The following is a 14,873-nucleotide window of genomic DNA, read 5'->3' as shown; positions in this document are numbered from 1 at the left end:
CTCCCTCCGGGAGAGGGCGGGGTGAGGGCAAGAGGTACTTATGCAGCGAATCAAGGGCTACCACGCCCATGTCTACTTCGACGCTTCGACCATCGATCAGGCGCGCGCCTTGTGCGAAGAGGCCAGGCGACTGTTTGGCGTCACCATGGGCCGCGTCCACGAGCGCCCGGTTGGCCCGCACCCGGACTGGAGCTGCCAGCTGGCTTTCGGCCCTGAACTGATCGGCATCGTCCTGCCGTGGCTGGCGCTCTACCGGCACGGTCTGGTGGTGTTTTTGCATCCCGATACCGGCAACGACCTGCTGGACCACACCGACCATGCTATCTGGATGGGCGCGATTCGGTCGCTGGACTTGTCTGTTTTTTAAACGGGGGCGCGCAGTTCTGCGCCCGGTTTAACCCTCTCCTACATACTATTTTTAGTTACGGAAATATCCGACATTAAGAACGGCGGCTTCGCTGTGGTCATATTTTGGTACCAGGCCTAAAGTTTTCAGGGCGTTAAGGTTTTTAATCTCGCTCTTGGATGGGGTATGGAAATGACACGTCCAAAAACCATGTTCCGCGCTGAGCTATGAAGATTGAATTTTGTTGGTCGCTATATTTATTACTCCTGTGGAAATGGCGATACATCAGTAATATTGGAGGCTGGTAGTGCGTAGATATCTTCAAGGTGGGCTTATATCACTGGTGTTTGCTTGGGGCTCAATGCCCGCCCATGCAGCTTGCACGTTTGTTAATGAAAAAACGAATATCAGTGTTTTTTCCTTTGATGTTTCGGATAAGGATTGCGAGCTTATTGATTTTAACGGTGAAAGCGTGGTCACTCTTCGTGTTGAGTATCCATCCATGAAGTTGGTTGATTATAAAAATAAATCTAACAATGTAATGGTGTTAGTTTTATTTCCTATATCCGTTCCTCCGTTTGATATAAATCGAGCCACCCGAACATTAAAAACCATTGCGTCTTTTGATGGGGTTGAACTGTTAGAGGATAGTGAAAAGACTTATAGAGTTGCGGGCCGTGATGGAAGCAATGCATATATATATGAGTGGGACCTGATTTATATGGGAAAAAGAGCGTACAAAAGTACTTTTGGGATTGACTATTTGTTTAGCCGTGAGATTTCCAACCTTAAAGAAGCCGATGTTTTTGTGTTGAATTTTCTGGATCGTTTTTTAATTAATTAAGGAGGCGCCAATATGGTGCAAATACCTCTGGCACCCGCGGATATCAAATACCTGGAACATAGACTCGCCGTGAAAGACTACGCGGGAGGATACCATTACTTATATAATGTTGCTCAAAAAGCTATTGCCAACCAGGCCGATGGCGAAGTGAGAGACCAGATGTTGATGACGGCTAACTGGCTTATGGCTGCAAAATCTATCAATAATATTGACGGAAGCTTTGCAAGCGAACTGGTTTCCAATTCCATGCGATATGCAGTTGAGCGCTCCGGAAGGAAATTCACTTCGCGTATGTATAAAAATGCTTCTGACAGATTAGCCCACCAAGTTATTGCGGATTTTATTCACGCTAAAGGCATTTTGCCAATTAAAGATGTGATCAAAAGAGACGTGCAAGCCGCAGTAAAATACTTAGGTTTGGAACCATGGCAATGGGCCGGGACGCTCGGTGATGAGTTTCCTGTGTGGGGGGGTGGACTAGGGCATAATTACGTTGAGATTCCGGGCCGTAACTTTTTAGAGCAAATGGAAAATTATGCCACGGTATTTATACAAAATGCCGCTGCTATTGGGATGATTTTCGAAAAGTATTTTGGCAATGCCTCAATGATTATACCTATTGTCATAAAGATAGTATTTGAAGATTTATTAGTAAAAGGTGTAGAAGTTGATATTTCACTGCCTGTGATTCCAGGTGGCGGTATAAGTAACGGTACGGCTGGTAGTCTTGACAGTGGCGGAAGTGGGGGGGCAGGTGGCGCTACTTCTGCATCGAACGGCTACAGCACAGGCGGAGGGGTACCTGTGACAAATATCGAAAGGCCAGCTGCTAATGTTGATATTTCTTTGGAAAGTGTTGGAGGTCTCAACTATATAACGCCAGAACAAATTGCAAGAATGAAATGCGCCTTAGAAAACAAAGTAGACCCTTTGATTTTGGATCTGGGTGGGGCCGGAGCAAAACTCACCAACCCTCATGCCTCTCCTGTTCATTTCGACATGAACAACGACGGCGAGAAGGTGCAAACGGGGTGGAGCAGCCCTGACGAAGGTATGGTTGTTTTGGACCTTGATGGAAACGGAAAAATTGATAATGTCTCGGAGTTGATGTCAGAGTATTTTGGTGCCGAACAAGGAAGCCGAGATTCTCCGAGTAAAAAGAACTTTGATAATGCATTTGATGCACTGCGCAGCCTGGATAGCAACAAAGACCTTAAATTTGATAACCAGGATGAACGCTGGGGCGATGTGAGGGTTTGGGTTGATGCCAATCATGATGGCCAAAGCAGGATTGAGTCGACTGGTACAAGCGAGTTACATTCGCTGGACGAGTTAAGTATTTCACAGATTGATCTGAACTATACAAGGCCATTAGCAGATGCTCGAAATGGTAATGATATTGTAGGTGTCAGTGGTTTTACTCAAAAGGGTGAAATTAAAGAAGCAGTGGCCGTTAATTTCTCGACGATAACTCCCGATGAGCCATCGGCAGAGACATTGAAAAGTTAAATTGATATAAATATCCGTTGAAAGAAAGCATGATTTATCTGTCGATTGATTTTTATCTAGGTTCTATTGTTAACTTCGATGTATGAAAGAGAGTGTTTGTAGTCTTAAATTTTTGATAACTGTAATCGGGTAACATTATCAGGTGTTCTTTGTGAATCTCTGTTTGTTCGTATTGGTGCTTGTAGATTGCGGGCGCCAATGCGAGATAAGTCTCTGGGACCACTTCAATCAATAGGGTCCCCCCCTCTGCTGTAAATTCGTCGGTACTTTCCTCCTGAGGCACTACTGATCGGCGTCTAAATCAGTCTATTTTTTGATCACTGCGCTTCTGCGAACATTTTTTTTGGATTTTTTTTCAGCGCCCGAAATTCCCGTTTTCTTTTGCCGCCTCTCCCCCCTGATAGCCCCACGCTATAAAGGCTGAACGATGATCATGGCCATGTGTCATACCTTGCCATGAGCTAACGTATCAGGCGTGCAGCTGCGGGCAGCGATTAGTGCTGAAAGGCCATCCATGTTTAACTTGAATGCTTGTTCAAGTTAAACCGGTGGTCCGCTGCCCGCTCACAACAGGAGGCTAACCCTTGCCGAATCCGCTCTTTTTGATCCCGTTTTACCTCTATAAGGTGCACATCCAATGAGTGTACCGATCACGTCCGAGACGTCCTCGATCCGCATGAACCCGCCGGTGTTCTACTTTGCCGCCGCGTTTATCCTGATCTTCGGTGTGGTGGTCATCGCCATGCCTGCCGCTGCCGGCGAATGGCTGCTGGCCGCACAAAACTGGGCGGCCAACACGGTCGGCTGGTACTACATGTTAGCGATGACCCTGTATCTGATCTTCGTGGTCGTCACCGCCTTGTCCGGCTACGGCAAGATCAAGCTCGGTGCCGACCACGACGAACCCGAGTTCAGTTACCTGTCCTGGGCGGGCATGTTGTTCGCCGCCGGGATCAGCATCACGCTATTTTTCTTCTGTGTGTCCGAACCCCTCACCCATATGCTCAACCCGCCGCAGGGCCCGGCCGGCAATGCCGAGGCTGCGCGCCAGGGCATGCAGCTGCTGTTCCTGCACTGGGGCCTGCACGGCTGGGGGGTGTTCGCGTTCGTCGGCATGGCACTGGCCTACTTCGCCTACCGGCATAACCTGCCGCTGGCGCTGCGCTCGGCGCTCTACCCGCTGATCGGCAAGCGCATCAACGGCCCCATCGGTTATGCGGTGGATGGTTTCGGCATTATCGCCACGGTGTTCGGTCTGGGCGCCGACATGGGCTTTGGGGTGCTGCACCTCAATTCCGGCCTCGACTACCTGTTCGGCATGCCCCATACCCAATGGGTGCAAGTGGGCCTGATCACGTTGATGATGGGCGCCGCGATTCTGGTGGCCATTGCCGGTGTCGACAAGGGCGTACGGGTGATGTCCGACATCAACATGCTGCTGGCCTGTGCCCTGCTGCTGTTTGTGTTGTTCGCCGGCCCCACCCAGCACTTGCTCAACACTCTGGTGCAGAACATCGGTGACTACCTGGGTGCACTGCCCACCAAGAGTTTCGATGTGTATGCCTACGACAAGCCAAGTGACTGGTTGGGCGGCTGGACCGTGTTCTATTGGGCCTGGTGGATCGCATGGTCGCCCTTTGTAGGCCTGTTTATTGCGCGTATTTCCCGTGGCCGGACCATCCGCGAGTTCGTGTTCGGCGTGCTGCTGATTCCACTGGGCTTCACCCTGGCGTGGATGTCTATTTTCGGCAACAGCGCCATCGACCAGGTGCTCAACCACGGTATGGTTGCCCTCGGCCAGTCGGCTATCGATGACCCGTCGCGTACGCTGTACCTGCTGCTTGAGACCTACCCGTGGAGCAAGACCGTTATCGCGGTGACGGTGTTTATCAGCTTCGTGTTCTTCGTGACCTCGGCTGACTCCGGTACTGTGGTGCTGTCCACCCTCTCGGCCCGTGGCAATAACGCGGACGAAGACGGCCCGAAATGGCTGCGGGTGTTCTGGGGCGCGATGACTGCGCTGGTGACCAGTGCGCTGCTGTTCTCAGGCAGTATCGATGCGCTCAAGTCAGCGGTAGTACTGACCTCGTTACCGTTCTCGCTGATTTTGCTGCTGATGATGTGGGGCCTGCACAAGGCGTTCTACCTTGAGTCGCAGAAGAAGATTGCGCAGACCCACTCCCTGGCACCCGTTTCGCACTCGCGTCGTGGTGGCTGGCGCCAGCGCTTGAGCCAGGCCGTGCACTTCCCGTCGCGGGACGAGGTGTACCGCTTTATGGACACCACCGTGCGCCCGGCGATTGAAGAAGTGAGCGCTGTGTTCCGGGAGAAAGGCCTTAACGTTGTCACCCAGCCAGACCCGGCCAACGACAACGTGAGCCTGGAAATCGGTCATGGGGATGAACATCCGTTTATCTACCAGGTGCAGATGCGTGGCTACTTCACGCCGTCCTTCGCCCGGGGTGGCTTCGGCAAAAAGGAGCAACTGCGTAATCGCCGTTACTACCGTGCTGAAGTGCATCTGGCCGAAGGCAGCCAGGACTACGACCTGACGGGCTACACCAAAGAGCAGATCATCAACGACATCCTCGACCAGTACGAACGCCATCTGCAGTTCTTGCATTTGGTGCGCTGATTGGTTTGGTGGTGATTCAGGCTGCTGTGATGGCCTGAGTCACCGGGCTGATGCCATCGCGAGCAAGCCCGCTCCCACAGGTTTTGGGTGTTCTCACCATGTGTGGATGCTCGTCAAACCTGTGGGAGCGGGCTTGCTCGCGATGCAGGCGCTGCGATTTCTACAGACCTTTCGCGCACTTATGTGGGATCGGGCTTTCACCCGCGTTACCCCATTGTGATGCCCCAAGCGGGCTGCCTATAGTCCGCTCCATCGCTGAACATCAGCGATCAGGCGTGCAAGCCTGACTCTCAGATTTCCAACTTTTCATTTCGCTTGGTAGGCTCTGCGCCTGCAATCGGCGTTATGGCGGTTGTGCGCGGGAGATCTTCGGGTCTGCCGGGTTATCTGGGACCGGTCTTGCACACCCGAGCACAATTGCTAGCCTCTTTCTGCGTGCAAGCTGATTGAGGTGGCTCCTTTTCTTAGGAGTTAAAGCATGTCCCAGTACGTTCCCCAAGCCGACAATCCCGTCGGTTCCCACGTTTTATTGATCGATCCCCGCGCCTCTGTATCTGCCCTGCTGGCCTGTGCCGAGCAGCGCATTCAGGCGGCCAAGAATTTGTTGCGCTGTTTATCGCTGATGAGCGGCCACAGCCATGACCCCCAGGATTTGAGCGCGATTTTCAGGCACAAAAAACCCCGAAGGGCTTACGCCGTTCGGGGCTGTGAATCACCCATGATTTACAACTTGGCGATGGACACTTCAGTGGACTTTACGAACGCGATCACTTCGCTACCGACCACCAGCTCCAGCTCCTTCACCGAGCGGGTGGTGATCACCGAAGTCACGATGCCCGACGCCGTTTGTACGTCGATTTCCGACAGCACGTCGCCCAGTACGATTTCCTTGATGTGGCCTTTGAACTGGTTGCGAACGTTGATGGCTTTAATGGTCATGGTGTCGATTCCTGTCTTGGGATAGAAAGTGGGTTTATTGCGCCCAGCGCAGTTGCGTAGGCAGCGGTGCAACGGGTTCCGGCTCAGGTGGCGAGCCAGGCAGTGCAAGAACACGGTTCAGTACTTCGGTTTCCAGTGCCGCCAGACGATGCGAGCCGCGTAGCCGTGGGCGTTGCAGGTCGACCGTGAGGTCCAGCCCTACCTGGCCTTCTTCAATCAAAATGACACGGTCGGCAATCGCGACGGCTTCGCTCACGTCATGGGTCACCAGCAATACGGTAAAACCATGCTGGCGCCACAAGCGTTCAATCAGTTGCTGCATTTCGATGCGGGTCAGGGCATCCAGCGCGCCCAGCGGCTCGTCAAGCAGCAGCAGGCGCGGTTGGTGGATCAGGGCGCGGGCCAGGGCCACGCGCTGCTTCTGACCGCCCGAGAGTGCTGCCGGCCATTCATTGGCGCGCTCGGCCAGGCCGACTTCTTCCAGTGCCTTGAGCGCCTTTGGCCGCCAGTCGCCTTTAAGGCCCAGGCCCACGTTGTCGATGACTTTTTTCCAGGGCAGTAAACGCGCTTCCTGAAACATCAGGCGCGTATCTTCACGGGCCTCTTGCAGGGGCGCACTACCGGCCAGCAACTGGCCTGCAGTGGGCTGATCCAGGCCGGCCAGCAAACGCATCAGGGTGCTTTTGCCGCACCCGCTGCGGCCTACGATGGCGACAAACTGCCCTGCCGGGATATGCAGGTTGATATCACGTAGCACCAGGCGCTCACCGAAGGCCTTCTGCAAGCCGTTGATGGCCAGCGGTATGCCCTGGCGCAAACGTGGAGGTTGTTGAGCTGTCATGCTGCACCGCCTTTAACCACTTGATACGCCGGGTGCCAGCGCAACCAGATGCGCTCCAGCCCCCGGGCTGCGGTGTCGGCCAGTTTGCCGAGCACTGCGTACAAAACAATCGCCAGCACCACCACGTCGGTTTGCAGGAACTCCCGGGCGTTCATCGCCAGGTAGCCAATGCCGGAGCTGGCGGAGATGGTTTCGGCCACGATCAACGTCAGCCACATAAAGCCCAGGGCAAAGCGCACACCCACCAGGATCGACGGCAGCGCGCCCGGCAAGATCACCTGCCAGAACAGGCTGAAACCGGACAGGCCATAGTTGCGCGCCATTTCCACCAGCGCCGGGTCAACGTTGCGGATGCCGTGGTAAGTGTTGAGGTAGATCGGGAATAAAGTCCCCAGCGCCACCAGAAAAATCTTCGCTGACTCGTCGATGCCGAACCACAGGATGACCAGCGGAATCAGCGCCAGATGCGGCACGTTGCGGATCATTTGCACCGAGCTGTCGAGCAGGCGTTCACCCCATTTCGACAGGCCGGTGATAAAGCCCAGCGCCAGACCGATGCTGCCACCGATCACAAAGCCGAGCCCGGCGCGCCAGCCGCTGATGGCCAGGTGTTTCCAGATTTCGCCACTGCGCACCAGCTCGACGCCGGCCGTGATCACGGCACTGGGGGCGGGCAGGATGCGTGTCGACAGCCAGCCCGCTGACACGGACAGCTGCCACACTGCCAGCAGCAAGACCGGCAAGGCCCAGGGCGCCAGGGTGTGACCGATATTTTTGAGGCCCGAGGCCTTGCCTGAACTCATGGCGACCTCAGCTCTGCGACGCGGCTTTAGGGAGGATGTCATTGGCGACCATTTCGCCAAACGGGCTCACGTAGCCTGCACTTTTTGGCAGTTCCGGGCGTTCGATATCCAGGTGCGGGAACAACAACTCGGCCACACGGTAGGACTCTTCCAGGTGCGGGTAACCGGAGAAAATAAAGGTGTCGATGCCCAGGTCGGCGTATTCCTGAACCCGTGCGGCCACGGTCGGACCATCCCCGACCAGCGCCGTACCAGCGCCGCCCCGTACCAGGCCCACGCCTGCCCACAGGTTAGGGCTGACTTCGAGGTTGTCGCGGCTGCCGCCGTGCAGGGCGGCCATACGCTGCTGGCCCACCGAGTCAAAGCGCGACAGCGAGGCCTGGGCACGGGCGATGGTGTCGTCGTCCAGATGCGAGATCAGTTTGTCGGCGGCCTTCCAAGCCTCCTCGTTGGTTTCACGCACAATTACGTGCAAACGAATGCCGAAACGTACTGTGCGGCCCAATTTGGCGGCCTTGGCGCGCACCTGTTCGATTTTTTCTGCAACGGCAGCCGGTGGCTCGCCCCAGGTCAGAACCATTTCCACTTGTTCGGCGGCCAGATCCTGTGCGGCTTCCGAAGACCCGCCGAAATACAGCGGTGGCCGCGGTTGCTGAATCGGCGGGTAAAGCAGCTTGGCGCCTTTGACGGTGATGTGTTCACCATCGTAGTCCACGGTTTCGCCTTCAAGCACACGGCGCCAGATGCGGGTGAACTCTACCGAGGCCTGATAACGCTCTTCGTGGCTGAGGAACAAACCATCACCGGCCAGCTCTTCCGGGTCGCCGCCGGTGACCAGGTTGAACAGGGCGCGGCCACCGGACAAACGGTCCAGGGTCGCGGCCTGACGCGCTGCAACGGTGGGCGACACAATGCCCGGGCGCAGGGCTACGAGAAATTTCAGGCGCTGGGTTACCGGAATCAGCGATGCCGCCACCAGCCATGAGTCTTCGCACGAACGACCTGTAGGAATCAGTACCCCGCCAAAGCCCAGGCGGTCAGCAGCCTGCGCGACTTGTTGCAGGTAACCGTAGTCAACGGCGCGGGCGCCTTCGGAGGTGCCAAGGTAATGGCCATCACCGTGGGTAGGCAGGAACCAGAAAATATTGAGGCTCATGGAGTGGTCTCCTAATTAGGGGCAGCAAGCGTTAGTTGGCTTTGGCCAGATTGGCCGGGGGCGTCCAGATCACGTCTTTCACAACCAGCGGCTTGGGGATCAGCTTGAGCTGGTAAAAACTGTCGGCGATTTTTTGCTGCGCGTTGACCACTTCCGGGGTCAGAAACTGTGCGCCGTAGCCTTGGCGCTTGACCGCCGTGAGGGTGATCTCAGGAGACAGGCCCAGCAGTGGTGCGACTTGTTTTGTCACGTCCTCGGGGTGGGCCTTGGCCCATTCGCCAATAGTGCGTACTTCATCGACCAGGGTTTCGATCACCTTGGGGTGCTGTTCGGCATAAGGCTTGGTAGCCAGATAGAACTGATGATTATCAGCGATGCCACTGGCGTCACGCAGGGTGCGCGCTTGCAGCTGTTGTTCGGCGGCTGCCTGGTACGGGTCCCAGATTACCCAGGCATCGACACTGCCGCGTTCAAAGGCAGCACGGGCATCGGCGGGGGGCAGGAACACGGTCTGGATATCGGTGTATTTAAGGCCGGCGTCTTCAAGGGCGCGCACCAGCAGGTAGTGCACGTTGGAGCCTTTGTTGAGGACGACTTTTTTGCCTTTGAGGTCTTTGACCGAGGTGATGGTCGAATCCTTGGGCACCAGAATCGCTTCGCTGGTGGGGGCTGGTGGCTCGTAGGCGACGTAGAGCAAGTCGGCGCCGGCGGCCTGGGCGAACACGGGCGGGGTTTCGCCGGTCACGCCGAAGTCGATGGAGCCCACGTTCAGGCCTTCAAGCAATTGCGGGCCACCGGGGAATTCGGTCCATTGCACGTCAACGCCCTGCTCGGCCAGGCGCTTGTCCAGCGTGCCTTTGGCCTTGAGCAGCATCAGCGTGCCGTATTTCTGATAGCCGATGCGCAGGGTATCGGCTTGGGCCTGGGTAACAGCACCGAAGGACACAGCCGCAGCTAAGAGTGCGACCAGACCACGACGCAAAATGACAGGGCGCATGGCGCTCTCCTTTTTTGTTGTTCGGGATTCGGGTAGCACCTGCTGGGCCGTTAGCGGATCAGTAAGGTGGTGGAGCTTTTATCGGTGGGAAAAATGCTGTTTCAGATACTCCAGCGAGCCGTCACCAGACGCTCGTTGAGGATGCTCGGGTCCAGAGGCTTGGGGCGTCGCGCCAGGGCGCTGTAGAACTGTTCGAGTGACTCTTGCAGGCGCTGTTCCAGAATCGGCACCAGTTGCGCTTGTGCGCCGCCTTCGCCGTAAGCAATCTGGCTGTCTTCGGCAAAAATGCCCTGAAGCATTTCCTGGGCCTTGAGTGCCGACAGTACTGGCTTGAGGGCGTAGTCCACGGCCAGCATGTGGGCGATGCTGCCACCGGTGGCGATAGGCAGTACCACTTTGTGGCTCAGGGCGCGTTCGGGCAGCAGGTCGAGCACGGTTTTCAGCGCGCCGCTGAACGAGGCTTTGTACACCGGGGTGGCAATCACCAGGCCATCGGCGTTTTCGATCTGTTGCAACAGGTCGATGATTTTCGGGCTGTCGAAGCGTGCGTGCAGCAAGTCCTCGGCCGGAAAGTCGCGTACCTGATAGCTCACCACTTCAACGCCTTGCTGGTTGAGCCAGCGTTTGGCGTGGTCCAGCAACACTCCTGAGCGGGAACGTTGGCTTGGGCTTCCTCCGAGTGTCACGACCAGCATCTAGACGTTTCCTTGAATGAATATGTGCAATTCGCTGTCAGCGTTTTCGCTTGAGTGAACAGACCATAACAGGTGATTTATATATCTATAAATCATATTTATTCATTTGTTTATTCTTAAAATGCATATGCCTTTTTGTTAAATCGAAAGCAAAAAAAGGCCGTCGAAACGGCCAAAAACCCTGTTGAAGACACGGTTGCATGTTTGTGGGAGCGGGCTTGCTCGCGATGGGATCGGCGCGGTGTATCAGAAAAAACCGCGGCGCCATCATCGCGAGCAAGCCCGCTCCCACAGGGTATGAGGTTGGTTTTACTTGTTCGGCTGCGGCGTCAGGCGCAGGTAGGGCTTAACGGCGCGGTAGCCCTTGGGGAAGCGACGCTTGATTTCGTCTTCGTCCTTGAGCGACGGCACGATCACGACCTCGTCACCGTCCTGCCAGTTGGCCGGGGTGGCCACTTTGTGGCTGTCGGTCAGTTGCAACGAGTCGATCACCCGCAAAATTTCGTTGAAGTTGCGACCGGTGCTGGCCGGGTAGGTAATGGTCAGACGGATTTTTTTGTTCGGATCAATTACGAACAACGAGCGCACGGTCAGGGTGTCGCTGGCATTGGGGTGAATCAGGTCGTAGAGGTCAGACACCTTGCGATCGGCATCGGCCAGGATCGGGAAGTTGACCAGGGTATTCTGGGTTTCGTTGATGTCTTCGATCCACTTGTGGTGCGAATCCACCGGGTCTACCGACAGTGCGATGGCTTTGACGCCGCGCTTGGCAAACTCGTCCTTGAGCTTGGCGGTGAAGCCCAGTTCGGTGGTGCACACCGGGGTGAAGTCCGCCGGGTGCGAAAACAACACGCCCCAGCTGTCGCCCAGCCATTCATGGAAACGGATCTTGCCGGCGCTGGAATCCTGTTCGAAATCGGGGGCGATGTCGCCGAGTCTGAGGCTCATGGTGCAGCTCCTTTTTATTGGCAATGGCGGGGCGTGATGGAGCCACTCTGCCTGCCTCTGGAGCTAATTAAAAAGAATAAATATCGATTTGATTAGAACAAAAAGAGATATTAAAAACTGTTTCATTGGACGCAGCCCAGGCGTGGGGCCACTGTGGGTTCTGGTTTAGGCAAGGGGAGCGGCAGGGAGCTGCGACTATTAATGTGTTGCGAATTGACCGTTGAGGTCTTCGGTAAACACCCTGCCCGGCATTGCGCCGGGCAGGATTTTTCTTACTTTGTACTAAATCACGCTTACAGCAACGGGATCGAGTAGCTCACGATCAGACGGTTTTCGTCCTGGTCGCGCTGGCCAGCAATATCGTTGCGCCACATGGCGTTTTTCCACATGAAGCCCAGATTTTTCAGCGTGCCTTCCTGGATCACGTAAGCCACGGTGATATCGCGTTCCCACTCGGAAGAGCCATTGCTGGTTTGCACATTTTTGCTGTTGTAGGTGTCGATATTGTCGCCACGCAGGTAAACCGCGCCCGCCGTCAGGCCAGGTACGCCGACTTTGGCGAAGTCATACGAGTAACGCGCCTGCCAGGTACGCTCGCCAGCACGGGCGAACTTCGAGATCTGCATATCGGTAGGGATGTACGCCGATGCACCGTCGCCCTGGTTCAGGAACGGGAAGTCGCTGCTGCCGTTACTCACCTGATAACCGCCACCAAAGGTGTGACCTTCAACGGTGTACAGGAACAGGCCGCTGATCAGGTTGTTGTCGACCTTGCCCTTGCCGCTACCTGCAGAGCTGTTGGCGTAATCACCGGTGGTGTAATACGCAGAGTCGTGGCCGTTCTTGCCGTCGTCGGTGCTGTTGAAGTAGCGCAGGTCAGATTTCAACACGCCCGGACCGATGGACCAGTTGTGAACCAGGCCCAGGAAGTTTTGTTTGTAGAAATCTTCCAGGTTGCCGTAGTAGTACTGCAGCAACAGGTCTTTGTTGACCTTGTAGTCCACACCGCCGTAGTAGAACTTGTTAACGAACTTGCCCGTAATGGAATTGTTCGCGCCGGCAATCGACAGGCCTTCGTTGTTGCTCGAGTTACGGCCCTTGGCGTGCTCGATCTGGCCGCCGGTGAAGGTCAGGTCCTTGAATTCGCTGGAAGTGATCTGGCCACCCTGGAAGGTTTGCGGCAGCATGCGACCGTCGTTGCTAACGATAACCGGCAGTTTAGGCTGCAGGGTACCGATGCGCAGTTCGGTCTGGGACACCTTGGCTTTTGCGGTCAGGCCCAGGCTGGAGAAATCGTCTACAGCGTGGTTGCCATCGCTTGGGAACACCGAACCGCCATAGTTTGCGCCGTTAGGGTTGCCGTGTTTGCCAGCGCTGGAGTCGAGCTTGACGCCCAACAGGCCAATGGCATCAATACCGAAACCGACTGTGCCCTGGGTGAACCCCGAAGTGAAGTCCAGCTGGAAGCCCTGGCCCCATTCTTCAGTCTTGCTTTGCGCACCGGCAGCTTTGGTGCCCGAGTCACGGTTATCGTTATTGATATAGAAGTTACGCAGCTTCAGCGTGGCCTTGCTGTCTTCGATAAAGCCGGCAGCGCTGGCTTGTTGTGCCAACAATCCTACGGCCACAGCGATGGCCAAGGTGGACTTGTGCATTGTGTTGCTCCTTTGCGTTTCTAATTTTTGTAGTTCCTCAGCCCCGGATCTGATGCCTGGGTGCTGCAGATGCGCGATTAGCGCCAGACGGTGACCGGCAAGTCAATCGCAACCCATCATGGCTACGACCTTTGTCTAATCATTCGTCGTTTGTGCGCAGATTAATGACTATTTAATAAACCTAAAAAGAATTGTTTCTGATCTTTTCAGATCAAATAGGCATATAGCAGGGTTTCTCCTACACGCGCGCGTGGGAATGCTATCGGTCTTTTGTCTAATTTCTAAACATAATTTCATGAATCTTTTAATAGCCTTTGGTTATTAAACACTCGACCTAATCACCCGCTGGCTAAAACGCCCTGGCAGTTAGGGCGCGGGTGCGCGCCTGTATGTTGCGTAACTACATAAGCTAATGCTTAAAAGTTATTTATTTACTGATTCTTAGATCATTTAACCTCGCATCCAGCCGATATCCGGCCACCTGCCGAGGAGCTACCTGATGAAACTGCACTCTCCCCTACGCCTTTTGGCTGCTTTGTCTCTGGCGGGTGCCAGCTTCTTCGCGCAGGCTGCCAGCTCGGATGTCACCGTGGCTTACCAAACCACCGTTGACCCGGCCAAAGTCGCCCAGGCCGACGGTGCTTACGAAAAAGCCACTGACGCCAAGATCAACTGGCGCAAATTCGATAACGGCGCAGACATCATTGCGGCCATTGCCTCGGGTGATGTGCAGATTGCCTACCTGGGTTCGAGCCCGCTCACCGCCGCCGTGACCCGTAACGTACCGGTCGAAACCTTTTTGATCGCCACTCAGTTGGGCGGTTCTGAAGCCCTGGTCGCCCGCAACGGCTCCGGTATCAACGGCCCGCAGGACCTGGTCGGCAAAAAAGTAGCCGTGCCGTTTGTGTCCACCGGTCACTACAGCCTGCTGGCTGCATTGAAGCACTGGAACATCGACCCTTCGAAAGTACAGATTCTGAATCTCGCACCGCCTGCCATTGTCGCGGCCTGGAAGCGTGGCGATATTGACGCCACCTACGTATGGGACCCGGCTTTGGGCACTGCCAAAGAGAACGGCAAAGTGCTGATCACTTCCGGTGAGCTGGGCAAGCTCGGTGCGCCGACTTTTGATGCCTGGATCGTGCGCAAGGACTACGCCGCCAAGCACCCGGAAGTCGTTAAGCAGTTCGCCAAAGTGACTCTGGATGCCTACGCCGACTACCACAAGGACCCTAAAGCCTGGCTGGCCAATCAGGGCAATATCGACAAGGTTGTGAAGCTCTCGGGCGCCAAGGCGGCCGATATCCCGCTGCTGCTGCAAGGCAACGTCTACCCGTTGGCGGCTGATCAGGTGGTATTGCTGGGCGCACCGACTACCAAAGCCCTGGCCGACACTGCTGCCTTCCTGAAAGAGCAGAAAAAAGTCGACGCTGTACTGCCGGACTACGCGCCGTCGGTCAACGCCACTTTTGTTACTCAATAATCAACGCCGCTGAGGAGTCGAC

Annotated in this window: 13 protein-coding genes; 5 read left to right on the top strand and 8 right to left on the bottom strand. The window is 55.6% G+C overall.

Features of this window, described 5'->3' with window-relative positions:
* The first annotated feature begins 40 nt into the window (after positions 1-40).
* The 4 genes from HBN79_RS06985 to betT all read left to right on the top strand — a co-directional run bounded on the left by HBN79_RS06985 (position 41) and on the right by betT (position 5,334).
* On the top strand, positions 41-367 hold the full coding sequence (locus HBN79_RS06985; RefSeq protein WP_169916472.1) for a DOPA 4,5-dioxygenase family protein: 327 nt from the start codon (positions 41-43) through the stop codon (positions 365-367).
* Between the two features lie 286 nt (positions 368-653).
* On the top strand, positions 654-1,190 hold the full coding sequence (locus HBN79_RS06980) for a hypothetical protein (RefSeq protein WP_141228134.1): 537 nt from the start codon (positions 654-656) through the stop codon (positions 1,188-1,190).
* Between the two features lie 12 nt (positions 1,191-1,202).
* Positions 1,203-2,699, top strand: coding sequence for a hypothetical protein (locus tag HBN79_RS06975; protein ID WP_153326286.1), 1,497 nt, complete (start codon positions 1,203-1,205; stop codon positions 2,697-2,699).
* Positions 2,700-3,336: 637 nt separating this feature from the next.
* Positions 3,337-5,334 carry a choline transporter BetT gene (gene betT / locus HBN79_RS06970; RefSeq protein ID WP_094999601.1) on the top strand — a complete coding sequence of 666 codons (1,998 nt, stop codon included), beginning with the start codon at positions 3,337-3,339 and terminating at the stop codon, positions 5,332-5,334.
* Positions 5,335-6,057: 723 nt separating this feature from the next.
* On the opposite strand, the gene HBN79_RS06965 is transcribed toward betT, so the two are convergent.
* The 8 genes from HBN79_RS06965 to HBN79_RS06930 all read right to left on the bottom strand — a co-directional run bounded on the left by HBN79_RS06965 (position 6,058) and on the right by HBN79_RS06930 (position 13,368).
* Positions 6,058-6,273: a TOBE domain-containing protein gene (locus tag HBN79_RS06965; protein ID WP_003444581.1), complete on the bottom strand. Its 216-nt coding sequence runs from the start codon at positions 6,271-6,273 to the stop codon at positions 6,058-6,060.
* A gap of 34 nt (positions 6,274-6,307) precedes the next feature.
* The gene (gene ssuB / locus HBN79_RS06960; protein ID WP_095017916.1) at positions 6,308-7,114 is read right to left on the bottom strand and encodes an aliphatic sulfonates ABC transporter ATP-binding protein; all 807 of its coding nucleotides are present in this window, start codon (positions 7,112-7,114) and stop codon (positions 6,308-6,310) included.
* Positions 7,111-7,917 carry an aliphatic sulfonate ABC transporter permease SsuC gene (ssuC, locus tag HBN79_RS06955; RefSeq protein ID WP_016782831.1) on the bottom strand — a complete coding sequence of 269 codons (807 nt, stop codon included), beginning with the start codon at positions 7,915-7,917 and terminating at the stop codon, positions 7,111-7,113. The genes ssuB and ssuC overlap by 4 nt, the downstream gene beginning before the upstream one ends.
* A 7-nt stretch (positions 7,918-7,924) precedes the next feature.
* A complete protein-coding gene (gene ssuD / locus HBN79_RS06950) occupies positions 7,925-9,073 on the bottom strand; it encodes an FMNH2-dependent alkanesulfonate monooxygenase (protein WP_016782830.1) in 1,149 nt (382 codons plus the stop codon).
* 31 nt (positions 9,074-9,104) lie between these two features.
* A complete protein-coding gene (locus HBN79_RS06945) occupies positions 9,105-10,070 on the bottom strand; it encodes a sulfonate ABC transporter substrate-binding protein (protein WP_095017915.1) in 966 nt (321 codons plus the stop codon).
* Positions 10,071-10,171: 101 nt separating this feature from the next.
* The gene (ssuE, locus tag HBN79_RS06940) at positions 10,172-10,765 is read right to left on the bottom strand and encodes an NADPH-dependent FMN reductase (RefSeq protein ID WP_094999605.1); all 594 of its coding nucleotides are present in this window, start codon (positions 10,763-10,765) and stop codon (positions 10,172-10,174) included.
* Between the two features lie 309 nt (positions 10,766-11,074).
* On the bottom strand, positions 11,075-11,713 hold the full coding sequence (locus tag HBN79_RS06935; RefSeq protein WP_169916471.1) for a peroxiredoxin: 639 nt from the start codon (positions 11,711-11,713) through the stop codon (positions 11,075-11,077).
* 293 nt (positions 11,714-12,006) lie between these two features.
* Positions 12,007-13,368, bottom strand: a complete 1,362-nt coding sequence (locus HBN79_RS06930) for an OprD family porin (protein WP_095017914.1) — start codon at positions 13,366-13,368, stop codon at positions 12,007-12,009.
* Between the two features lie 499 nt (positions 13,369-13,867).
* On the opposite strand from HBN79_RS06930, the gene tauA reads away from it, so the two are divergent.
* Positions 13,868-14,851, top strand: a complete 984-nt coding sequence (tauA, locus tag HBN79_RS06925) for a taurine ABC transporter substrate-binding protein (protein WP_094999607.1) — start codon at positions 13,868-13,870, stop codon at positions 14,849-14,851.
* The last annotated feature ends 22 nt before the right edge of the window (positions 14,852-14,873 follow it).

Source organism: Pseudomonas sp. WS 5051, from assembly GCF_012985715.1.
Taxonomy (GTDB): Bacteria; Pseudomonadota; Gammaproteobacteria; order Pseudomonadales; family Pseudomonadaceae; genus Aquipseudomonas; species Aquipseudomonas bubulae.
Note: the sequence above shows the minus strand (reverse complement) of the source record. Positions and strands in the feature narration are given on the sequence as shown.